Source organism: Pseudomonas sp. UYEF17 (genome assembly GCF_040546125.1).
GTDB classification, from domain to species: Bacteria; Pseudomonadota; Gammaproteobacteria; order Pseudomonadales; family Pseudomonadaceae; genus Aquipseudomonas; species Aquipseudomonas putida_Z.
On sequence record NZ_JBEPNE010000002.1, the window covers coordinates 472,299 to 494,296 of the forward strand.

Sequence of the window (21,998 nt, forward strand, 5' to 3'; positions counted from 1 at the left end):
AGCGGCCCCGGCAATCTTCGCGGCGAAGCTGAAAATGTGGGGCCGCTACGCGCCCCATCGCGACACAAGGCCGCTCCTACAGGGGCCGATCGGGCAGCTAGTGGTCTTCGAAGAAGCGCTTGCTCTCTTCCAGGTAGCTTTCCTGCAACGCCGGGTCCAGCCAGCGTGCATACAACCCCGGCAACACATCCCGGCGCAAGGCAGGCAGCAGTTGGTCGATGTGCGCAATCGCTTCACGCCCCAGCTCGCTGTTCGAACAACCTACATGCAGAAACTGGTAGCGGTTCACCCCTTGCACAGGATGAAACCGGTAGTCAGCCAGTGCCCCGCCTTGCTGCTCCACCAGGTAGCGCACTTCGGGCCAGTAACCGAGCACCATGCGCAGGCGCCCGAGCTGTTGCATCTGTAGCAGGTTGGCGGTGGCGTCGTTGCCGTAGTGGCGGCTGAACGCGGTGTCGGGCAACTGGCGCAGGATGGCGTCGATCTGCGTGCCATAGCTGCGCTCGGCGACAACCCCCAGCTTCAGCGGGGTCTTGCTCAGCAGGCCATGCAGGTCTACCTCCTGGCCGTCGAGGTAAGGCGCCACCAGCGCCTCGCTGTCCTTGCGCAGCACCAGGCCGCCACTGAGTACGCCCAGGGAAGGCACGGAAAACCTCACATATTCGGCGCGTTCCGGCGTCCACAGCAGGGTCGGGTCGCAGGTGAAGCTTTTCGGGTCCTGCAGCATCTGGAGGCCGCGGGCGCGGTTGACCCGCAGAATGCTGTGGTCGTACTCGGGCATCTGCCTGATCAGCAGGGGCAACAGCTGGTCGATCACCCCTTGGCCTTTCTCCGGCCCTTCCAGAATGGTGAACGGCGGCAGGTCGCGTACCAGCCAGAAGAGGCGCTCCTTGGCGCTGACAGGCTGCAACAGCAATGCGGGCAGCAGCCCGCACAGCAGGACCAGGTGACGTAGGCAACGGGCAGCGCGCATGGACCAGGGCCGCGCCAGGGTCAGACCGTGCCTGCTGCGCGCAGGCTGGCGATGGCCGCCGCGTCGTAGCCCAGGTTGCCGAGCAGCGCTTCGGTGTGTTCGCCCAGCGCCGGGCCTACCCACTCGGTGGAGCCTGGGGTGTCCGACAGCTTGGGCACGATGCCCGGCATGCGGAATGGCTTGCCGTCCGGCAGCTTGGCCTGCAGGAACATTTCGCGTGCCAGGTACTGCGGGTCGTTGAACATGTCCTCGGCCGAATAGATGCGGCTGGCCGGCACTTCGGCGGTGTTCAGCACCTGTATCAGTTGCTCCAGCGGCAGGCTGTTGGCCCAGCGGTCGATTACCCCGTACAGCTCGTCACGGCGCAGGTCGCGGCCATCGTTGGTGGCCAGGGTCGGGTCGTCGGCCAGGTCGGTGCGGCCAATGGCCTGCATGAAGCGCTTGAAGATCGCATCGCCGTTGGCGCCGATCTGCACATGCTTGCCGTCGGCGCTGGTGTGAATGGAGGAGGGCGTGATGCCCGGCATGATGTTGCCGGTGCGTTCGCGGATAAAACCGAACACATCGAACTCCGGGACCATGCTTTCCATCATGGCGAAGATCGCTTCGTACAGGGCCACGTCCACCACTTGGCCCTGGCCGCCGTTGACTTCACGGTGTCGCAGCGCCATCAGTGCGCCGATCACCCCCCACAGGGCAGCAATCGAGTCACCGATGGAAATGCCCGTGCGCACCGGTGGGCGGTCGTCGAAGCCGGTGATGTAGCGCAGGCCGCCCATCGACTCGCCCACGGCGCCGAAGCCCGGCTGGTCCTTCATCGGCCCGGTCTGGCCGAAGCCCGACAGGCGCACCATTACCAGGCGCGGGTTGAGCGCGTGCAGCACGTCCCAGCCCAGGCCGAGTTTTTCCAGCACGCCCGGGCGGAAGTTCTCGATCAGGATGTCGGCGTCGGCCAGCAGGCGCTTGAGAATCTCGCGGCCCTCTGGGTGCTTGAGGTTGAGGGTGAGCGACTGCTTGTTGCGAGCCTGCACGAACCACCACAGCGAGGTGCCCTCGTACAGCTTGCGCCATTTGCGCAACGGGTCGCCACCATCGGGCGATTCGACCTTGACTACCTCGGCGCCGAATTCGGCACAGATGCGCGAGGCGAACGGGCCAGCGATGAGGGTGCCGAGTTCGACAACTTTTAGACCGGCGAGGGGTTTGCTGGGCGTAGTCATGGGGCATCCGTGGCAGCTGGGCAGATGCGTGGTTTTATCATAGGTCCGAAGCGGCAGATACTGCTGCGGGGCAACGAAGGGCAGTATCGGTTAGACTGTGTCACTTTTTCTCTGCGCAAGAAGCCCGTCGACCATGGCCCAGCCGTCCACCACCTACAAATTCGAACTGAACCTGACCGACCTCGACCGCGGCGTGTACGAAAACGTCCGTCAGACCATCGCCCGCCACCCTTCGGAAACCGAAGAACGCATGGCCGTACGCCTGCTGGCCTACGCCCTGTGGTACAACGAGAACCTGTCGTTCGGCCGTGGCCTGTCTGATGTGGACGAAGCGGCGCTGTGGGAAAAGAGCCTGGACGATCGCATCCTGCACTGGATCGAAGTGGGCCAGCCGGACGCCGACCGACTGACCTGGTGCTCGCGCCGCACCGAGCGTACCAGCCTGCTGGCCTACGGCAGCCTGCGCGTATGGCAGAACAAGGTGGTGGACGCGGTCAAGGGCTTGAAGAACCTGAGCATTGCCGCCGTGCCGCAGGAGGTGCTGGAAACCCTCGCCACCGACATGCCCCGCACCATCAAGTGGGACGTGATGATCAGTGAAGGCACCTTGTTCGTCACCGACGACCGTGGCCAGCACGAAGTGCAGCTGGAGTGGCTGCTTGGTGAGCGCGGCTGAAGCACCCCATGCGTATCGAACCTCGCCCGCTGCCGCCGACCCTGCCATTCCTGGGTAACCTGCCACCCTTGCTGACCCGCCTGTACGCCGCGCGCGGCGTGCAGAGCGAGGCCGAGCTGGACAAAAGCCTCGCGCGCCTGCTGCCGTACCAGCAGCTGAAGGGCATCGAGGCCGGTGTGGATCTGCTGGTCGAGGCTATCGACCAGCGCCAGCGCATCCTCATCGTCGGCGACTTCGATGCCGACGGCGCCACTGCCAGTACTGTCGGCGTGCTGGGCCTGCGCCTGCTGGGCGCGGCCCACGTCGACTACCTTGTGCCCAACCGCTTCGAATACGGTTACGGCCTGACCCCGGAAATCGTCGAGGTGGCGCTGCAACGCCAGCCGCAGCTGCTGATCACCGTGGACAACGGCATTTCCAGCGTCGACGGTGTGGCCGCCGCCAAGGCCGCCGGGCTCAAGGTGCTGGTCACCGACCACCACCTGCCGGGTGCGGAGTTGCCCGACGCCGACGCCATCATCAACCCCAATCAGCCGGGCTGCAGTTTCCCGAGCAAGGCGCTGGCCGGGGTAGGGGTGATCTTCTACGTGCTGATGGCCCTGCGTGCGCGCCTGCGCAGCCTGGGGCGCTACGATACGCAGCCGCAGCCGAACATCGGCGAATTGCTCGATCTGGTTGCCCTGGGCAGCGTCGCCGACGTGGTGCCATTGGATGCCAACAACCGCATCCTGGTGCACCAGGGCCTCGAGCGCATTCGCGCCGGCCGCGCCCGGCCGGGGCTCAAGGCCATTCTTGAAGTGGCCCGGCGCGATCACCGGCGCATCACCTCGACCGACCTTGGCTTCATCCTGGGCCCGCGGCTGAACGCTGCCGGGCGCCTGGACGACATGAGCCTGGGCATCGAATGCCTGCTGTGTGAAGACGCGGCCCTGGCCCAGGACATGGCCCAGCAGCTGGACGACCTGAACCAGGACCGCAAGTCCATCGAACAGGGCATGCAGCGCGAGGCCCTGGCCCAGCTCAAGGACCTGCCTGTCGAGTCGATGCCATATGGCCTGTGCCTGTTCGATGCCGACTGGCACCAGGGGGTTATCGGTATTCTGGCTTCGCGCCTGAAGGAGCGTTACCACCGGCCGACCATCGCTTTCGCCGACGCTGGCGAGGGCATGCTCAAAGGGTCGGCGCGTTCGGTGCCGGGGTTCCATATTCGCGATGCGCTGGATGCCGTGGCGGCGCGCCACCCGCAGTTGATCAGCAAGTTCGGCGGCCACGCGATGGCGGCGGGGTTGTCGTTGCCTGAGGCCAATTTCCCGGCATTTGCCGAGGCGTTCGACGAAGAAGTGCGACGCCAGCTGCGCGAAGAGGACCTGACCGGTCGGCTGTTGTCCGACGGCAGCCTGGCGGTGGAGGAGTTCCACCTCGACCTGGCCAAGGCCCTGCGCCATGCCGGGCCCTGGGGGCAGCACTTCCCCGAGCCGCTGTTCCATGGCGTGTTCCAGCTGGTGGAGCAGCGCGTGGTGGGCGAGCGGCACCTGAAGGTGGTGCTCAAGAGCGAGTGCGGCTCGGTGCGGCTGGACGGCATTGCCTTTGGCATTGACCGCGAAGTGTGGCCGAACCCGACGGTGCGTTGGGTCGAGTTGGCGTACAAGCTGGATGTGAACGAGTTTCGTGGCAATGAAAGTGTGCAGTTGATGATTGCCCACATGGAGCCGCGTTGACGGTAGATACCGCCGCTGCTGACGGCCTGGCGTTGGCCCGTTGTGGGAGCGGGTTCACCCGCGAACACCGGCGAAGCCGGTGCCATCCACCGCGTCGCCTGCTTCGCGGGTAAACCCGCCCACAAGGCTCTGCGGCGGGCTGGCGAATGTGCTCCATGTGCGATCGATGATCACATCAAACTCAGCGCGCCATACCTAACTCGGCATCATCCATCAGCGCCTTGGCCATTGCACTGAGATAGTGCGCAGCCCAGATCATCATGGGCTTCTCATCCATCAGCCCGACGATGGTCAACTCCCGCACATAGCCCATCAATTCCGAAGCCTGATCACGGGCGTCTCGGCACGGAATGCCCGCTTCGATGCGAAATAATGGGTGGGTCTGGTTTTCACCCTGAAAGAAAGTGGTCTTGCCGACGGTGAACTGGGTGTCTTCTGTAGTCATTTTTCTAGCAATTCCTTGAAGGTTAAAGGAGTTGCCACCGCCGTTTCCACACGAAGGGCGGCAACTGTATGCAGGGTGGAAAACCGGCCTTCAAGGAACCCGGTAGGCCAAAAGGCCTCCCGCACACAGCTGCCATTACGACAGGAACTTGAAGGTTGACCGGGTTTCCACACCCGCATCGCTGGATTTCAGCGACCTGAAAAGACTAAGTGGCAGTGTTTCCAGGAACAATCAGACGCCTGTCGACAGAACATGTAGGGTATTTCCTCAGGCTAGGTATCACCAGATCCGACTCGTAGGGGATATCTGAAATGCCTGTCAGAGGGCTTGCCTTTAGCGACGGTCAGGGCTGCCATGTGCCTGCCTTGAGAGTGATGTCGCCTAGGAGATCAAGCGCCGCCCGCGCGGCGCTTCGCAGCACAAGGCTGCTCCTACATCTGTTTCGGGCCAGTTAATCCTGAGGCAAAGGCGCGCGCCCCCTGGCGTCCACCTCGATATTGCGTCGGGCAAACAAGGCGGTCGTGTGCGCAGGTACAGGCGTTACTGGCCCGAAACAGATGTAGGAGCAGCCTTGTGCTGCGAAGCGCCGCGCGGGCGGCGCTTGATCTCGTAGGCGCCACCACTCTCGATCCAACCCCCCCCTCGCATCCCACCCGAAATCCCATGGAACCTCCCCCCCAACCATTCTGGTCTAGTCTGAAGTTATGACCGGACCTGGGCCAGGGACGTGCAATTGAGTGTCCGGGCCGGATCACCATTGGAGTCCTTGGGAGGTGCCCTCATGAGCCTGCTGCTCGAGCCTTACACCCTGCGTCAGCTGACCCTGCCCAACCGCATCGCCGTTTCGCCGATGTGCCAGTATTCCGCCGTCGATGGCCTGGCCAACGATTGGCACCTCGTCCATTTAGGCAGCCGCGCCGTGGGTGGCGCTGGCCTGGTAATCACTGAAGCCGTGGCGGTGACCGCCGATGGCCGCATCACCGCTGAAGACCTCGGCCTGTGGGACGACGCTCAGATCGCCCCGCTGCAACGCATCACCCGTTTCATCACCGCCCAGGGGAGCGTGCCCGGTATCCAGCTGGCTCACGCCGGGCGCAAGGCCAGCACCTATCGCCCGTGGCTGGGCAAGCAAGGCAGCGTCAAGCTCGAAGAGGGCGGCTGGCAGCCGGTGGGCCCGTCGAAAATCGCCTTCGACCCGCAGCACACCGCGCCGCGTGAATTGACCAAGGATGAAATCGATCAGGTGATCGCCGCCTTCGTCGCCTCGACCGAGCGCGCCCTGAAGGCCGGTTTCAAGGTGGTCGAGATCCACGCCGCCCATGGCTACCTGTTGCATCAGTTCCTGTCGCCGCTGAGCAACCAGCGTCGCGACGAGTACGGCAGTTGCTTCGAAAACCGCATCCGCCTGACCCTGGAGGTGGTCGAGGCCGTGCGCAAGGTCTGGCCTGCCGAGTTACCGCTGTTCGTGCGGGTATCGGCGACCGACTGGGTCGAGGACGGCTGGAATCCGGATGAAACCGTCGAACTGGCCCGCCGCCTGCGTGGCTTGGGCGTCGACCTGATCGACGTGTCCTCCGGCGGCACCTCGGTCAATGCCGAAATCCCCACAGGGCCCGGCTACCAGACCCGCTTCGCCGAGCGTGTGCGCAAGGAATCGGAAATTGCCACCGGCACCGTGGGCATGATCACCGAACCGGCCCAGGCCGAGCACATTCTGCGCACCGGCCAGGCCGACATAATCTTCCTCGCCCGCGAGCTGCTGCGCGACCCATACTGGCCGCTGCATGCCGACGACGACCTGGGCGGCAACAAAGCTACCTGGCCTGCGCAATACCAGCGCGCCACCAGCCGGGCCAACCCGATTCACGAGTCGGACCTGCGGGATTGACCTGACCCAAGCATTACGCGGTCGTTGTAGGAGCGGCCTTGTGTCGCGAAAGGGCTGCGAAGCGGCCCCAGGTTTCCAGCTCTGCCGCTGATATTGCCGGGGCCGCTTTGCGGCCCTTTCGCGACACAAGGCCGCTCCTACAACGACCGCGTCGGCATCTCAATTCAGCTATAGGCAGCCTTGCTGAGAATATCGCTTACCCACTGGTTGATACTCTTCTCGGCCAGCTCGGCCTTGGCCGCCACACTGGCATGAAGGGTAGGCTCCAGGCGCAGGCTGAGCTTGCCGGAGTAGGTTTTCTGTGGCTCACGGCCCAGGCGTTGGCAAGTCTCAAGATAATCGTCCACGGCGTCTTCAAATGCCTGGCGCAGCTCACTGATCGATTCGCCATGGAAACCGATCACATCGCGAATACCTGCGACATGGCCGATCAGTAACTGGTCTTCGTCGCTGTATTCGATACGAGCGGCGTAGCCGCGGTAGGTCATGACATTCATGGTATTACTCCTGCCTGCTCGAGGAACTGGCGGGCGTCTCTTAGTTGATAGGGCTTGGCGTGCCTGTCCGGATGAGGGCGATGGAAGGTTGCTACAGCGCCATTGAGTTCAAAGCGAACCCGTGACCCTCTTCCTTCGATGACCCGGGCACCCAGTGATACCAACATTGACTCCAGTCGCACCCATTCCAGCGTCCTGGGAACCGGCTTTTTCAGTACTGCTTCGAGTGTGGCTTGCTGATGGTTATTCATGGTATCAGATTATGATACCAATGAGAGGGGCTCAATGGATGAGTAGTAGGATGAAGGGGATCGTGCTTGAAGGAAACGTCTGAGATGTTGACCGAGGGGATGCAAAGCCCCTCGGTCAACACGACCGCTTAATGCTTGATCATCACATGCCGCACACAGGTGTAGTCCTCCAGCCCATACATTGACATGTCCTTGCCATACCCCGAATGCTTCTGCCCGCCATGGGGCATTTCGCTGACCAGCATGAAGTGGGTGTTCACCCACGTGCAGCCATACTGCAGGCGCGCCGCCAGGCGGTGGGCGCGGCCGGTGTCGCGGGTCCATACCGATGAGGCCAGGCCGTAGTTGGAGTCGTTGGCCCATTCCAGTGCCTGCGCTTCGTCGTTGAAGCGGGTCACCGACACTACCGGGCCGAATACTTCGTTGCGCACGATTTCGTCATCCTGCAGGGCATCGGCCAGCACTGTCGGTTCGAAGAAGAAACCGTCGCCATCAATCACCTTGCCACCGGTAACCAGGCGAATGTGCGGCTGGGCGATGGCCCGTTGCACCAGCCCTGCGACCTTGTCGCGGTGCTGGGCACTGATCAGTGGCCCCAGTTCGGTGTCCTCGGCTTCCTGCAGGCCTGGCTTTAGGCTGGCCACTGCGGCCCCCAGGCGTTCGACGAAACGATCATAGATGCCATCCTGCACGTACAGCCGACAGGCGGCGGTGCAGTCCTGGCCGGCGTTGTAGAAGCCGAAGGTACGGATGCCGTCGATGGCGGCATCGATGTCGGCATCGTCGAACACCAGCACCGGGGCCTTGCCGCCCAGTTCCATGTGCATGCGTTTCACGCTGTCGGCGGTGGCGCTGATGATGTGAGCGCCGGTGGGGATCGAGCCGGTCAGCGACACCATGCGCACCTTGGGGTGGTTGACCAGCGGGTTGCCGACCGTCTGGCCACGGCCGAAGAGGATGTTCAGCACCCCCGGTGGCAGCAGGTCCTGGGCCAGTTCGCCGAGGCGCAGGGCGGTCAGCGGGGTCAGCTCGGAGGGCTTGATCACCACCGTGTTGCCGGCAGCCAGGGCCGGGGCGATCTTCCACGCCAGCATCATCAACGGGTAGTTCCACGGTGCGATCGAGGCCACCACGCCCAGCGGGTCGCGGCGGATCATCGAAGTATGCCCCGGCAGGTATTCGCCGGCTGCCGAGCCGCCCAGGCAGCGCGCCGCACCGGCGAAGTAGCGGAACACGTCGGCAATTGCCGGGATCTCGTCATTCAGCGCGGCGCTCAGCGGCTTGCCGCAGTTCTGCGATTCCAGTCGGGCCAGTTCATCGCCATGGGCTTCGATAGCGTCGGCCAGCGCCAGCAAGGCTTGCGAGCGTTCCTTGGGGCTGGTTTGCGACCAGCTGTCGAAGGCCTGGTCGGCGGCGCGCACGGCGCTGTCCACCTGGGCCTCGCTGGCTTCGTTGATCTGCGCCAGGGCACTGCCCAGCGCCGGGTTGAGCACGGTCCAGGCCGGGCCTTCGCCAGCGACCAGCTGGCCATTGATCAGCATCTGCGTTTGCATCGGGGACTCCTCCAGGGTCATTTGCCGCTGCCCGCGACGCTTTCACCGCCACGGGTCAGGTAATAGGCGCCAAGGATCGGCAGCATGGTCACCAGCATCACCAGCATGGCGACCACGTTGGTCACCGGCACGTCGCGCGGGCGGCTGAGCTGGTTGAGCAGCCAGATCGGCAGGGTGCGTTCGTGGCCGGCAGTGAAGGTGGTGACGATGATTTCGTCGAACGACAGGGCAAAGGCCAGCATGCCACCGGCCAGCAGCGCCGAGCCGAGGTTGGGCAGGATGATGTAGCGGAAGGTCTGCCAGCCGTCGGCGCCCAGGTCCATCGAGGCTTCGATCAGGCTCTGCGAAGTACGCCGCAGGCGGGCGATCACGTTGTTGTAGACGATCACCACGCAGAACGTGGCGTGGCCGACCACGATGGTGAACACCCCGGGCTCGATCCCCAGGGTCTTGAACGCCGAGAGCAGGGCGATACCGGTGATGATGCCGGGCAGGGCGATGGGCAGGATCAGCATCAGCGAAATGCTCTCCTTGCCGAAAAAGCTGCGCCGGTACAGCGCCGCCGAGGCCAGCGTGCCGAGCACCAGGGCGATCAGCGTGGCCAGGCAGGCCACTTGCAGTGACAGCTTGATCGCTTCCAGCACATCGGGCCGGGCGAAGGCCACGGCGAACCACTTCAGGGTAAAGCCCTTGGGCGGGAAGCTGAACGCCGCGTCTTCGGTGTTGAAGGCATACAGGAAGATGATCAGGATCGGGAAGTGCAGGAACAGCAAGCCGCCCCAGGCCGCCAGGCGCAGCCCGGTCGAGGCTTTTTCAGAGTGCATCGAAGGCCCCCAGTCGCTTGACGATGGACAGGTACACCGCGATCAGCACGATCGGCACTAGGGTGAACGCGGCGGCCATCGGCATGTTGCCGATCGCCCCTTGCTGGGCATAGACCATGCTGCCGATGAAGTAGCCGGGTGGGCCGATCAGCTGCGGCACGATGAAGTCGCCCAGGGTCAGCGAGAAGGTGAAGATCGAGCCGGCGGCAATGCCCGGGATCGACAGCGGCAGTATCACCTGCACGAAGGTTTGCCCGGGCCGGGCGCCGAGGTCTGCCGAGGCTTGCAGCAGCGATGGCGGCAAGCGTTCCAGCGAGGCCTGGATCGGCAGGATCATGAACGGCAGCCAGATGTACACGAACACCATGAAGCGCCCCAGGTGCGAAGTCGACAGCGTGCTGCCGCCCACGCCCGGCACCGCCAGCACCGTTTGCAGCAGGGTATCCAGGTGCAGTTGCTGGACGAACCATTGGGCCACGCCACCCTTGGCCAGCAGCAGGGTCCAGGCGTAGGTCTTGACGATGTAGCTGGCCCACATCGGCATCATCACCGCGATATAGAAAAACGCCTTGGTCTTGCCGCTGGTGTAGCGCGCCATGTAGTACGCGATGGGGAAGGCAAGTACCGCACTGGCCAGCGACACCGCCAGCGCCATGCCCAAGGTGCGCAAGATGATGTCGAAGTTCGACGGGTTGAACAGCGCGGCGAAGTTGCCCAGGGTCAGGTCCGGGGTCACCGCCATGGTGAAGTCGTCGAAGGTATAGAAGCCCTGCCACAGCAGGTTCAGCAGCGAACCCAGGTAGATCGCGCCGAACCAGGTCAGCGGTGGGATCAGCAGCAGGGCCAGGTACAGGTTGGGGCGCCGGTAAAGCAGGTTGGACAGGCCGCGCAGTGTGCTCATGTCAGCGGCCCTCGGTTTCCTGCAGCACCGTCATGGCTTCGCGGGGCCAGTGCGCCTGTATCCGTTGCCCGGGTTGCCAGGCCTGTGCTTGCGCCTGCCAGCGGTCGTTGGCCTGGCTCACCGCCAGCAGCTGGCCGCTGTCCAGTTGCAGCTCGTAGCGGGTGGCACTGCCCTGGTACTGGATATCGCGCAGCTGGCCGCTGACCTGGACGTGCTGGCCGGCTGTGGCCGGGTCGCCGAGGCGGATGTGTTCGGGGCGGATGGAGAAGGGCGCCGGGCTGCCATTGAGGGCCATGGCCAGTTCGCCACGCACCACATTGGAGGTGCCGACGAATTCGGCGACGAAGGTGGTGGCAGGCTGCATGTACAGGTTGCGCGGGGTGTCGACCTGCTCGATACGGCCGCGGTTGAACACTGCGACGCGATCGGACATCGACAGCGCCTCGGTCTGGTCGTGGGTGACGAAGATGAAGGTGATGCCCAGCTGGCGCTGCAGCTTTTTCAGCTCGCCCTGCATCTGTTCGCGCAACTTAAGGTCCAGCGCGCCAAGCGGCTCGTCCAGCAGCAGTACCCGTGGCCGGTTGACCAGCGCGCGGGCCAGCGCCACGCGCTGGCGCTGGCCACCGGACAACTGCGCTGGCTTGCGTGCGCCGTAGCCAGCCAGGGCCACCATCGCCAGGGCTTCTTCGGCGCGGCTGTGGCGTTCGGCCTTGGCCACGCCTTTTACCTTCAGGCCGTAGGCGATGTTGTCCAGTACGTTCATGTGCGGGAACAGGGCGTAGTCCTGGAATACGGTGTTGACGTCGCGCTGGTAGGGCGGTACGCCCGCAGCCTCGACACCGTGGATGCGGATCGAACCGCTGGTGGGTTGCTCGAAGCCTGCGATCAGGCGCAGGCAGGTGGTCTTGCCCGAACCAGAGGGGCCGAGCATGGAGAAGAATTCGCCATCGATGATGTCGATGCTGACCTGGTCGACGGCCTTGACCTCGCCGAAGGTGCGGGAAACCTGGGTGAACTGGACGGCTAGGGGCATGCATAGGCTCCGGACAACTGGCTTACTCCTGTGCTGGCCTCTTCGCGGGTGAACCCGCTCCTACAGGTTCATCACCGCCTGTAAGGGTGGTGCTTTACCTGTGGGAGCGGGTTCACCCGCGAAGAGGCCGGCACAGGCATTCAGGTAACCTCAGCGCCCGCCCATGATCGCAATGTAATCCTGGGTCCAGCGGCTATACGGCACGAACTTGCCGCCCTGGGCCTGCGGGGTTTTCCAGAAGGCGATCTTGTCGAAGTTGTCGAAACCGTTGGTCTTGCAGCCCTCGGCCCCCAGCAGCTCGCTGCCGGTGCAGGCCGCCGGCACCGCCGGCAACGAACCGAACCAGGCCGCCACATCACCCTGTACTTTCGGCTGAAGCGACCAGTCCATCCATTTGTAGGCACAGTTGGGGTGCTTGGCCTCGCTGTGCAGCATGGTGGTGTCGGCCCAGCCGGTCGCGCCCTCCTTGGGAATGGTCGAGGCCACGGGCTGCTTCTCGGCCTTGAGGCCATTGACCATGTAGCCCCAGGAGCTGGAGGCAACCACGCCTTCGTTCTTCACGTCGCTCATCTGCACCGTGGCGTCATGCCAGTAGCGGTGGATCAGCGGTTGCTGCTGGCGCAGCAGCTCCAGCACGGCCTTGTACTGCGCTTCGCTCAGCTCGTACGGGTCCTGGATGCCCAGCTCCGGCTTGGCCGCCTTCAGGTACAACGCCGCATCGGCGATGTAGATCGGCCCATCGTAGGCCTGCACGCGGCCCTTGTTCGGCTTGCCGTCGGGAAGGTTCTGCGGCTCGAACAGCACGCCCCAGCTGGTGGGCGCCTGCTTGAACACGTCGGTGTTGTACAGCAGCACGTTCGGCCCCCATTGGTAAGGGGTGCCGTAGACCTGCTTGTCGACCACGTACCAGCCACCGTTCTGCAGCCGTGGGTCGATGTTCTTCCAGTTGGAGATCAAGGCGGTGTTGATCGGCTGTACCCGCTTGCCCGCGATCAGCCGCAGCGAGGCATCGCCCGAGGCGGTGACCAGGTCGTAGCCGCCCTTGGTCATCAGGCTGACCATCTCGTCCGAGGTGGCGGCGGTCTTGACGCTGACCTTGCAGCCGGTTTCCTTCTCGAAGCCGGTCACCCAGTCGTAGGCCTTGTCGCTTTCACCGCGCTCGATGTAGCCGGGCCAGGCGACGATGTCCAGGCGGCCCTCGCCGGGCCCCAGGGCCTTGGGCGGTTCGGCAGCCTGCAGGCTGGCGCTGGCCAGCACGGCGCAGGCGGTTGCGCCGAGCAATGCGGTCTTGTGCACTGACATGGTGTTCCCTCTTCTTGGAGATTTTGGTCGGGGCAGTCATCAAGCAAGCCGTGAAGCGATCGTCATGAGCGTGGTGCGGTTAGCGCGGTATTGGCGATATCGAGTCTAGTTGGCTTTTTGCCAGCCAATGCAACATCCGGAAGCAAATCCCCCCATGGCGATCGGGCGGGCAGGGCTTAACCTGACGGCTCCCTTGGCCAACGTGGAGACCGTTTGATGAATACCCGGGGATTGCTCGACCAGTTGCTCAAGTCCGGCCAGGACTTGCTCGCCAGCCAGGCCGGCAAGGGCAGCGCTGGCAAGCCAGGCACCAGTGCCGGCGGCCTTGGCAGCCTGCTTTCCGGTGCCGGTGGCGGCGCCCTGGCGGCGGGCGCCATGGGTTTGCTGCTGGGCAACAAGAAGGCCCGCAAATATGGCGGCAAGGCCCTCACCTATGGCGGCCTGGCCGCGCTCGGTGTGCTGGCCTACAAGGCCTACGGCAACTGGCAGGCGCGCCAGCAGGTGGCCGCCACCGAGCCACAGACCGTCGACCGCCTGCCGCCGGCCCAGGCCGAGCTGCACAGCCAGGCGGTACTGCGGGCGCTGGTGGCGGCGGCCAAGTCCGATGGCCATATCGACGAACGCGAGCGTGCGCTGATCGAGGGTGAATTCACCCGCCTGGACAACGACCGCGAGTTGCAGCACTGGCTGCATGCCGAGCTGAACAAGCCGCTGGACCCGGCCGAAGTGGCCCGTGCCGCGCAAACGCCGGAAATGGCCGCCGAGATGTACCTGGCCAGCGTGATGATGGTCGACCAGGAAAACTTCATGGAGCGCGCCTACCTGGACGAACTGGCCCGCCAGCTGCGCCTGGACCCGGCCCTGCGTCAGGAACTGGAAAGCCAGGCAAGGCAGGCGGTAGTGCAGTAGCAGCGCTTGTCACGACATTTTCAGCGTCTGTGAGATCGAGCGCCGCCCGCGCGGCGCTTCGCAGCGCAAGGCTGCTCCTACATCTGTTTCGGGCCAGTAACGCCTGTACCAATGCACGCGACCGCCTTGTTTGTCCGGCATGACATCGGGGTGGACGCCAAGGGGACGCGCGCCTACGGTGCAGGAATGATTGGCCCGAAACAGATGTAGGAGCAGCCTTGCGCTGCGAAGCGCCGCGCGGGCGGCGCTCGATCTCACAGGCGCTGAAAATATCGCGACAAGCACCCGGTAGCTTTTACTCCATTCCCACATTTCAGCCGCATGAGCGCTGGGCGCCTGGGCTATACTTCGGCGATTTTTCCCGCTCGTTGTGAATTCCTGAGGGCTGAATGTGAAGAACTGGACCTTGCGCCAACGGATCCTGGCAAGTTTCGCCGTGATCATCGCCATCATGCTGCTGATGATCGTGGCCGCCTACTCGCGGTTGGTGACCATCGCATCCGCCGAGCAGGCAGTGGGGACCGACAGCATTCCCGGCCTCTACTACAGCTCGATGATCCGCAGTGCCTGGGTCGACAGTTACGTCACCAGCCAGCAGCTGGTGGGGCTGTCCAATCACCGCGAATTCACCTCGGCCGACGCGGAGCTGTTCAAGAGCTTCCAGGACCGCCTGAAAGAGCACATGGCCAGCTACCAGGGCACCATTCAGGATGATGACGACCAGGCGCGCTTCGACGCCTTCATCCAGATGGAAGTTGCCTACCTCAAGATCGTCGACCAGGTGCTGGAAGCCTATCGACAGCGCAACTATGCGGAAGCCCAGCGGTTGATCACCGATGTGCTCACCCCAGCCTGGCTCGAAGGCCGCAAGCACCTGAACGAAGTGATCGAGCACAACCGCGCCTCCGCCGACACCGACACCAACGAGATCGTCGGCGCCGTAAGCACGGCCAAAGGCAGCATGATAGTTTCGCTGCTGCTGGCGATCATCGCCGCCGGTATCTGCGGCCTGTTGCTGATGCGCGCCATCACCGCGCCCATGCAGCGCATTGTCCATGCCCTCGACAAACTGCGCTCGGGCGACCTGAGCATGCGCCTGAGCCTGGACCGCAAGGACGAATTCGGCGCCATCGAAAGCGGCTTCAACGAAATGGCCGAGGCCCTGGCCAACCTGGTGGCCCAGGCCCAGCGTTCGTCGGTGCAGGTGACCACCTCGGTGACCGAAATCGCCGCAACCTCCAAGCAACAGCAGGCCACCGCCACCGAAACGGCCGCCACCACCACCGAAATCGGCGCCACCTCGCGGGAAATCGCCGCCACTTCTCGTGACCTGGTGCGCACCATGACCGAGGTCACCTCGGCCGCCGACCAGGCCTCCAGCCTGGCCGGTTCCGGTCAGCAGGGCCTGGCACGCATGGAAGAAACCATGCACCAGGTGATGGGCGCCGCCGACCTGGTCAACGCCAAGCTGGGCATCCTCAACGAAAAGGCCAGCAACATCACCCAGATGGTGGTGACCATCGTCAAGGTCGCCGACCAGACCAACCTGCTGTCGCTCAACGCTGCCATCGAAGCGGAAAAGGCCGGCGAGTACGGCCGCGGCTTTGCCGTGGTAGCCACCGAAGTGCGCCGCCTGGCCGACCAGACCGCCGTGGCCACCTACGATATCGAGCAGATGGTGCGCGAGATCCAGTCGGCGGTGTCGGCCGGGGTCATGGGCATGGACAAGTTTTCCGAAGAAGTGCGCCGCGGCATGTTCGAAGTGCAGCAGGTGGGCGAACAGCTCAGCCAGATCATCCACCAGGTGCAGGCCCTGGCACCGCGAGTGCTGATGGTCAACGAAGGCATGCAGGCACAGGCCACCGGTGCCGAGCAGATCAACCAGGCGCTGGCCCAGCTCAGCGATGCCAGCACCCAGACCGTGGAGTCGCTGCGCCAGGCCAGTTTCGCCATCGATGAGCTGAGCCAGGTGGCCGCTGGCCTGCGTGGCGGCGTGTCGCGCTTCAAAGTCTGACTGCGATGAACGACTTGCAACCGCGCGCCGCGCGGGCGGTCAACGCCAAGGGGGCGTTGTACCTGCAGTTTCGCATCCGGGAGCAACGCTTTGCCCTGAGCGTGCACGAAGTGATCGAGGTGCTGCCGCGCCAGCCGCTCAAGCCGATCGCCAAGGCGCCTGCCTGGGTCGCAGGCATCCTTGCACACCGGGGCCTGCTGGTACCGGTGGTCGACCTGGCGGCATTGAGCTTCGGCCAGCCGGCGGCGCAGCGCACCAGTACCCGCCTGGTGCTGGTGCACTACCGAGGCGGCCTGCAGCTTGGCCTGATCCTGGAACAGGCCACCGAAACCCTGCGTTGCCACCCCGAGGAGTTCCAGCCGTATGGCGTGGACAGCGGTGAAGCCCCGTACCTGGGGCCGGTGCGTCAGGACGAGCAGGGCTTGTTGCAGCGCATCGAAGTCAACGATCTGCTGCCCGATGCCGTGCACGAGTTGCTGTACGCGGATGATCCGACAGGGATGCCGACATGAACGAACAGCATTTTTTCCGCTTCCTGCGCGAACGCATCGGCCTGGACGTGGAGTCGGTGGGCGCGCCCATGGTCGAGCGTGCGCTGCGCCAGCGCTGCGTGGCCGTGAACGCTGCGGACCTGGATGATTACTGGCTGCACCTGCAGCAGTCGATGGATGAGCAACAGGCGCTGATCGAAGCGGTCATCGTCCCGGAAACCTGGTTCTTCCGTTACCCCGAGTCCTTCACCGCCTTGGCCAGCCTGGCGCACAAGCGCCTGGCCGAGCTGGCCGGGGCGCGCCCGCTGCGCCTGCTCAGCCTGCCTTGCTCGACAGGCGAGGAACCCTATTCGCTGGCCATGGCCTTGCTCGATGCCGGTATCGCGCCGGGGGCGTTCATGATCGACGGCATGGACATCAGCCCCAGTTCCGTGGCCAAGGCCGGGCAGGCCGTGTACGGGCGCAATGCCTTCCGTGGCAGCGACCTGGGCTTTCGCGAGCGTTACTTCGATGCCCTCGAAGAAGGCCACCTCCTGCATGAGCGGGTGCGCGAGCAAGTCAGCCTGCAGGTGGGCAACGTGCTCGATCCGGCGCTGGCCAGCCGCGATGGCCTGTACGACTTCGTGTTCTGTCGCAACCTGCTGATCTATTTCGACGTGCCGACCCAACAACGGGTGTTCGAAGTGCTCAAGCGCTTGTTGCACCCACAGGGTGTGCTGTTCATCGGCCCGGCCGAAGGCAGCTTGCTGGCGCGATTGGGCATGCGCCCGCTGGGGATTGCCCAGTCGTTCGCCTACGTGCGCCAGGAGGGTGGCGGCGCTGCGCTGGCTACGCCCCCGGTCCAGCCCTTGCGGCGCACATCGCCAGCACCGGCCAAGCCAGGCTATCCGTTACCGAGCGCAGCGTCGTCACCGCGCCCACTGCGAGTGCTGCCCGTGGCCGTCAAGCCAGCGCCGGCGCGCGAGCACAAGCGCGAGGAGGCAAGCGAGTTGCTGGCCAGCATTGCCCGGCTTGCCAATGCCGGCGCCAGCGAGCAAGCCCGTGCCGAATGCCAGCGCTACCTGGGCCAGTTCGCGCCTTCGGCGCAGGTTTACTACTGGCTGGGGCTGCTCAGCGATACCGAAGGCGATGCGCAGCAGGCACTGACCCACTATCGCAAAGCCCTGTACCTGGAACCGCAGCACCCTGAGGCGCTGGTGCACCTGGCGGCCTTGCTGGCGGCCCAGGGCGACCTTGCCGGTGCCCGGCGCCTGCAGGAGCGCGCCGCACGGGTTGGCAGGGAGTCTGAACGATGAAGGAATCCGCGATGCAATTGCTCGCCGAGGATGACGCGCACATCGACGACTGCTGGAACCGCATTGGCGTGCACGGCGACAAGCAGTGCCCGCTGCTGGAACGTCACGTTCACTGCCGCAACTGCGAGGTATATGCCGCAGCGGCCACACGCCTGCTCGACCGCTACGCGCTGATGCAGGACCACCAGGCTGCCGCGGCGCCACCGGTCGAGGAAAACACCGGCCGCTCCATGCTGCTGTTCCGCCTGGGCGAAGAGTGGCTGGCGCTGGCCACCGCCTGCCTGGCCGAAATTGCCCCGCTGCAGGCGGTGCATTCGCTGCCGCACCAGCGCTCGCGGGTGTTGCAGGGGGTGGCCAACGTGCGCGGTGCGCTGGTGCCGTGCCTGTCACTGGCCGACCTGCTGGGTGTGCAGGCCAGCGCTGCCGAGCAACGTAGCGGCCGGGCGATGCCACGCATGCTGATCCTGGCTGCGGATGGCGGGCCGGTGGTGATGGCGGTCGAGGAAATCGACGGCATTCACCGGCTCGACCCGCTGTTGCTGGGCAGCGGCCAGGACGCCTCCCACTTCACCGCAGCGGTCCTGCAATGGCGTGGCCGCAGCGTGCGGGTGCTGGACGATCAACACTTACTGTCTGCCGTGCAGCGGAGCCTGTCATGACCCCAGAGCAAATGCGCGACGCATCGTTGCTCGAACTGTTCAGCCTGGAGGCCGAGGCGCAGACCCAGGTGCTCAGCGTCGGCCTGATGGCGCTGGAGCGTAATCCCACGCAGGCCGACCAGCTCGAGGCTTGCATGCGCGCGGCCCACTCGCTGAAGGGCGCGGCGCGGATTGTCGGGGTGGACGCTGGCGTCAGCGTCGCCCACGTCATGGAGGACTGCCTGGTGGCCGCTCAGGAGGGCCGCCTGCGGCTGAGTGCCGAGCATATCGATGCCCTGTTGCAAGGCACCGACCTGTTGATGCGCATCGCCACGCCTGGCGATGCCGGGGCGCAGGCGACCCTGCCGGTGTTCCTTGCGCAAATGGCCAACCTGCTCGACCCGGGGGCGGCAGCCGTGCCCCCCGCGCCACCAGCCGTGCCAGCGCTGCCGGAGGCGCCGGTGCAAACCGTGCAAGCGGAACCTTTGCCGCTGCCTGTCGAACCCTTGGAGCCTGAGCCCGAGCCCGAGCAGGCCCCACGTCGCAAGACCGGCAAGCGCACCGGCGAAGGTACGGAGCGGGTGCTGCGGGTCACCGCCGATCGCCTCAACAGCCTGCTCGACTTGTCCAGCAAGTCGCTGGTGGAAACCCAGCGGCTCAAGCCTTACCTGACCACCCTGCAGCGCCTCAAGCGCATGCACGGCCAGGGCATGCAGGCGCTTGATGGCCTGCGCATGCAACTGGAGGACAGTGGCCAGAGCAGCGAGGTGCTCGAAGCCCTGGCACAGACCCAGCGCCTGCTGGCGGAAACCCAGCAGATCCTGCAGCAGCAGGCTGCCGACCTGGACGAGTTCGGCTGGCAGGCCAGCCAGCGCGCACAACTGCTGTACGACACCGCGCTGGCCTGCCGGATGCGGCCGTTTGCCGATGTGCTGACCGGCCAGAGCCGCATGGTGCGCGACCTTGGCCGTTCGCTGGGCAAGCCGGTGCGGCTGCTGGTGGAAGGGGAAAAGACCCAGGTCGACCGCGATGTGCTGGAAAAGCTCGAAGCACCGCTGACCCACCTGTTGCGCAATGCGGTCGACCACGGCATCGAGCTGCCCGAGCGGCGCCTGCTGGCGGGCAAGGCGGAGGAGGGGGTGATCCGCCTGCGGGCCTCGCACCAGGCCGGAATGCTAAGCCTGGAACTGATCGACGACGGTGCCGGCATCGACCTCGAGCGCCTGCGCAGCAGCATTGTCGGGCGTGCACTGTCGCCCGCCGACACAGTGGCGCGGATGAGCGAGGCAGAGTTGCTGACGTTCCTGTTCCTGCCCGGTTTCAGCCTGCGCGACAAGGTCACCGAGGTGTCCGGGCGCGGCGTGGGCCTGGATGCGGTGCAGCACATGATCCGTGAACTGCGCGGTTCTATCGAGCTGACCCAGCTGGCCGGGCAGGGCTGCCGTTTTCACCTGCAGGTGCCACTGACCCTGTCGGTGGTGCGCAGCCTGGTGGTCGAGGTGGGCGGCGAGGCCTATGCCTTCCCGCTCGCCCATATCGAACGCACGCTGGAAGTGAGCGCCGAAGAGATCGTGCAGATCGAGGGGCGTCAGCACTTCTGGCACGAAGGCCGGCACATCGGCCTGGTGGCGGCCAGCCAACTGCTCAACCGCCCGGCCGGGCAAACGCAGGAGAGCAGCCTGCGGGTAGTGGTGATCCGCGAGCGCGAGCAACTGTACGGCGTGGCCGTGGAGCGGCTGGTGGGCGAGCGGGTGCTGGTGGTGATGCCGCTCGACCCACGGCTGGGCAAGGTGCAGGACATTTCTTCCGGCGCCTTGCTCGACGATGGCTCGGTGGTGCTGATCGTCGATGTCGAGGACCTGCTGCGCTCTGTGGAGAAGCTGCTCAGCACCGGCAGCCTGGAACGCATCGAACGCGGCAGCAGCGGCGCCCGTGGCGTGGCGCGCCAGCGCATCCTGGTGGTCGACGATTCGCTGACCGTGCGTGAACTGCAGCGCAAGCTGCTCGGCAACCGTGGCTACGACGTGGCCGTGGCGGTGGATGGCATGGATGGCTGGAATGCCTTGCGTGGCGAAGACTTCGACCTGCTGATCACCGACATCGACATGCCGCGCATGGACGGCATCGAGCTGGTCACCCTGGTGCGCCGCGACCAGCGCCTGCAATCGCTGCCGGTGATGGTGGTGTCCTACAAGGACCGTGAGGAAGACCGACGGCGTGGCCTGGATGCCGGCGCCGACTACTATTTGGCAAAGGCCAGTTTCCATGACGATGCGTTGCTGGATGCTGTAGTTGAGCTGATCGGAGGTGCTCAGGGATGAAGATCGCCATCGTCAACGACATGCCCATGGCCGTGGAGGCGCTGCGCCGGGCGGTCGCCTTGGAGCCGGCGCATGAGGTGGTATGGGTGGCCAGCAATGGCGCCGAGGCGGTGCAGCGCTGCACCGAGCAGCAGCCAGACCTGATCCTCATGGACCTGATCATGCCGGTCATGGATGGCGTCGAGGCCACCCGGCGGATCATGGCCGAAACCCCATGCGCCATCGTCATCGTCACGGTCGACCGCAAGCAGAACGTGCACCGGGTGTTCGAAGCCATGGGCTACGGCGCCCTCGACGTGGTAGACACGCCGGCGCTGGGCGCGGGCGATCCCCGTGAAGCGGCGGCGCCACTGCTGCGCAAAATCCTCAATATCGGCTGGCTGATCGGCCAGCAGCGTGCGCCTGCCGCCCGCCCGGTGGCCACGCCGCTGCGCGAGGCTTCCCAGCGCCGCGGCCTGGTGGCGATCGGCTCGTCGGCAGGTGGCCCTGCGGCGCTGGAAGTGTTGCTGCAGGGTCTGCCGGCGGCGTTTCCGGCGGCCATCGTGCTGGTCCAGCATGTGGACCAGGTGTTTGCCGCGGGCATGGCCGAATGGCTCAGCAGCGCTGCCGGGCTGCCGGTGCGCCTGGCCCGGGAAGGCGAGCCGCCGCAGCCGGGGCAGGTGTTGCTGGCAGGCACCAATCACCACATCCGCCTGCTACAGAACGGCCAACTGGCCTACACTGCCGAACCTGTCAATGAAATTTACCGGCCCTCGATCGATGTGTTCTTCGAGAGTGTGGCGCGCTATTGGACCGGCGATGCGGTGGGCGTGTTGCTTACCGGCATGGGCCGCGATGGTGCCCAGGGCCTGAAGCTGATGCGCCAGCAGGGCTTCCTGACCATTGCCCAGGACCAGGCCAGCAGTGCGGTGTACGGGATGCCCAAGGCCGCTGCGGCCATCGATGCCGCAGTGGAAATCCGCCCGCTGGAACGCATAGCCGGGCGCTTGATGGAATTTTTCGCAAAATGACGAAGTGTATTGAATCACGCCGCCAGGCCGGCAGTGATC

20 protein-coding genes are annotated in these 21,998 nt (G+C 65.0%); 10 read left to right on the forward strand and 10 right to left on the reverse strand.

Going from position 1 to position 21,998, the window contains the following annotated elements; translation table 11 throughout:
• Nucleotides 1–97 precede the first annotated feature (97 nt).
• Together ABIB24_RS05025 and ABIB24_RS05030 are read right to left on the reverse strand one after the other, a co-directional pair.
• Nucleotides 98–973: a TIGR02285 family protein gene (locus ABIB24_RS05025; protein ID WP_274079219.1), complete on the reverse strand. Its 876-nt coding sequence runs from the start codon at nucleotides 971–973 to the stop codon at nucleotides 98–100.
• Nucleotides 974–993: 20 nt separating this feature from the next.
• A complete protein-coding gene (locus ABIB24_RS05030) occupies nucleotides 994–2,193 on the reverse strand; it encodes a CaiB/BaiF CoA transferase family protein (RefSeq protein ID WP_085587608.1) in 1,200 nt (399 codons plus the stop codon).
• Between the two features lie 133 nt (nucleotides 2,194–2,326).
• On the opposite strand from ABIB24_RS05030, the gene ABIB24_RS05035 reads away from it, so the two are divergent.
• Complete coding sequence (locus tag ABIB24_RS05035; protein WP_013971198.1) at nucleotides 2,327–2,869, forward strand: YaeQ family protein; 543 nt, start codon at nucleotides 2,327–2,329, stop codon at nucleotides 2,867–2,869.
• Nucleotides 2,870–2,877: 8 nt separating this feature from the next.
• Nucleotides 2,878–4,587, forward strand: a complete 1,710-nt coding sequence (gene recJ, locus ABIB24_RS05040; RefSeq protein ID WP_274079220.1) for a single-stranded-DNA-specific exonuclease RecJ — start codon at nucleotides 2,878–2,880, stop codon at nucleotides 4,585–4,587.
• Between the two features lie 181 nt (nucleotides 4,588–4,768).
• On the opposite strand, the gene ABIB24_RS05045 is transcribed toward recJ, so the two are convergent.
• Entirely contained in the window at nucleotides 4,769–5,032 is a 264-nt protein-coding gene (locus ABIB24_RS05045; RefSeq protein ID WP_025337923.1) for a DUF3077 domain-containing protein, read from the reverse strand.
• Nucleotides 5,033–5,813: 781 nt separating this feature from the next.
• On the opposite strand from ABIB24_RS05045, the gene ABIB24_RS05050 reads away from it, so the two are divergent.
• Nucleotides 5,814–6,920: an NADH:flavin oxidoreductase/NADH oxidase gene (locus ABIB24_RS05050; protein WP_274079221.1), complete on the forward strand. Its 1,107-nt coding sequence runs from the start codon at nucleotides 5,814–5,816 to the stop codon at nucleotides 6,918–6,920.
• A 164-nt stretch (nucleotides 6,921–7,084) separates the two neighbouring features.
• Here ABIB24_RS05050 and ABIB24_RS05055 read toward each other — a convergent pair whose 3' ends face one another.
• The 7 genes from ABIB24_RS05055 to ydcS all read right to left on the reverse strand — a co-directional run bounded on the left by ABIB24_RS05055 (nucleotide 7,085) and on the right by ydcS (nucleotide 13,281).
• Nucleotides 7,085–7,417: a type II toxin-antitoxin system HicB family antitoxin gene (locus ABIB24_RS05055; protein ID WP_013971202.1), complete on the reverse strand. Its 333-nt coding sequence runs from the start codon at nucleotides 7,415–7,417 to the stop codon at nucleotides 7,085–7,087.
• On the reverse strand, nucleotides 7,414–7,668 hold the full coding sequence (locus tag ABIB24_RS05060) for a type II toxin-antitoxin system HicA family toxin (RefSeq protein ID WP_075043950.1): 255 nt from the start codon (nucleotides 7,666–7,668) through the stop codon (nucleotides 7,414–7,416). The genes ABIB24_RS05055 and ABIB24_RS05060 overlap by 4 nt, the downstream gene beginning before the upstream one ends.
• 128 nt (nucleotides 7,669–7,796) lie before the next feature.
• A complete protein-coding gene (locus ABIB24_RS05065) occupies nucleotides 7,797–9,221 on the reverse strand; it encodes a gamma-aminobutyraldehyde dehydrogenase (protein ID WP_137163108.1) in 1,425 nt (474 codons plus the stop codon).
• A gap of 17 nt (nucleotides 9,222–9,238) precedes the next feature.
• On the reverse strand, nucleotides 9,239–10,045 hold the full coding sequence (locus tag ABIB24_RS05070; protein WP_025337926.1) for an ABC transporter permease: 807 nt from the start codon (nucleotides 10,043–10,045) through the stop codon (nucleotides 9,239–9,241).
• A complete protein-coding gene (locus ABIB24_RS05075; RefSeq protein WP_274079222.1) occupies nucleotides 10,035–10,946 on the reverse strand; it encodes an ABC transporter permease in 912 nt (303 codons plus the stop codon). The genes ABIB24_RS05070 and ABIB24_RS05075 overlap by 11 nt, the downstream gene beginning before the upstream one ends.
• Before the next feature lies 1 nt (nucleotide 10,947).
• Nucleotides 10,948–11,979: an ABC transporter ATP-binding protein gene (locus ABIB24_RS05080; protein ID WP_274079223.1), complete on the reverse strand. Its 1,032-nt coding sequence runs from the start codon at nucleotides 11,977–11,979 to the stop codon at nucleotides 10,948–10,950.
• Nucleotides 11,980–12,129: 150 nt separating this feature from the next.
• Nucleotides 12,130–13,281: a putative ABC transporter substrate-binding protein YdcS gene (gene ydcS, locus ABIB24_RS05085; protein WP_354316177.1), complete on the reverse strand. Its 1,152-nt coding sequence runs from the start codon at nucleotides 13,279–13,281 to the stop codon at nucleotides 12,130–12,132.
• 216 nt (nucleotides 13,282–13,497) lie between these two features.
• On the opposite strand from ydcS, the gene ABIB24_RS05090 reads away from it, so the two are divergent.
• From ABIB24_RS05090 to wspF, 7 genes are all read left to right on the forward strand, one after another.
• Entirely contained in the window at nucleotides 13,498–14,190 is a 693-nt protein-coding gene (locus ABIB24_RS05090) for a tellurite resistance TerB family protein (RefSeq protein WP_354316178.1), read from the forward strand.
• Nucleotides 14,191–14,581: 391 nt separating this feature from the next.
• Nucleotides 14,582–16,204: a methyl-accepting chemotaxis protein gene (locus ABIB24_RS05095; protein ID WP_274079225.1), complete on the forward strand. Its 1,623-nt coding sequence runs from the start codon at nucleotides 14,582–14,584 to the stop codon at nucleotides 16,202–16,204.
• A 5-nt stretch (nucleotides 16,205–16,209) separates the two neighbouring features.
• Nucleotides 16,210–16,716, forward strand: a complete 507-nt coding sequence (locus ABIB24_RS05100; protein WP_137163112.1) for a chemotaxis protein CheW — start codon at nucleotides 16,210–16,212, stop codon at nucleotides 16,714–16,716.
• Nucleotides 16,713–17,990 carry a CheR family methyltransferase gene (locus ABIB24_RS05105; RefSeq protein WP_274079226.1) on the forward strand — a complete coding sequence of 426 codons (1,278 nt, stop codon included), beginning with the start codon at nucleotides 16,713–16,715 and terminating at the stop codon, nucleotides 17,988–17,990. The genes ABIB24_RS05100 and ABIB24_RS05105 overlap by 4 nt, the downstream gene beginning before the upstream one ends.
• Nucleotides 17,987–18,649, forward strand: coding sequence for a chemotaxis protein CheW (locus ABIB24_RS05110; protein WP_137163114.1), 663 nt, complete (start codon nucleotides 17,987–17,989; stop codon nucleotides 18,647–18,649). Before ABIB24_RS05105 ends, ABIB24_RS05110 begins: the two co-directional genes overlap by 4 nt.
• Entirely contained in the window at nucleotides 18,646–20,949 is a 2,304-nt protein-coding gene (locus tag ABIB24_RS05115; protein ID WP_354316179.1) for a hybrid sensor histidine kinase/response regulator, read from the forward strand. Before ABIB24_RS05110 ends, ABIB24_RS05115 begins: the two co-directional genes overlap by 4 nt.
• Entirely contained in the window at nucleotides 20,946–21,959 is a 1,014-nt protein-coding gene (gene wspF, locus ABIB24_RS05120) for a Wsp signal transduction system protein-glutamate methylesterase WspF (protein WP_075043960.1), read from the forward strand. The genes ABIB24_RS05115 and wspF overlap by 4 nt, the downstream gene beginning before the upstream one ends.
• The last annotated feature ends 39 nt before the right edge of the window (nucleotides 21,960–21,998 follow it).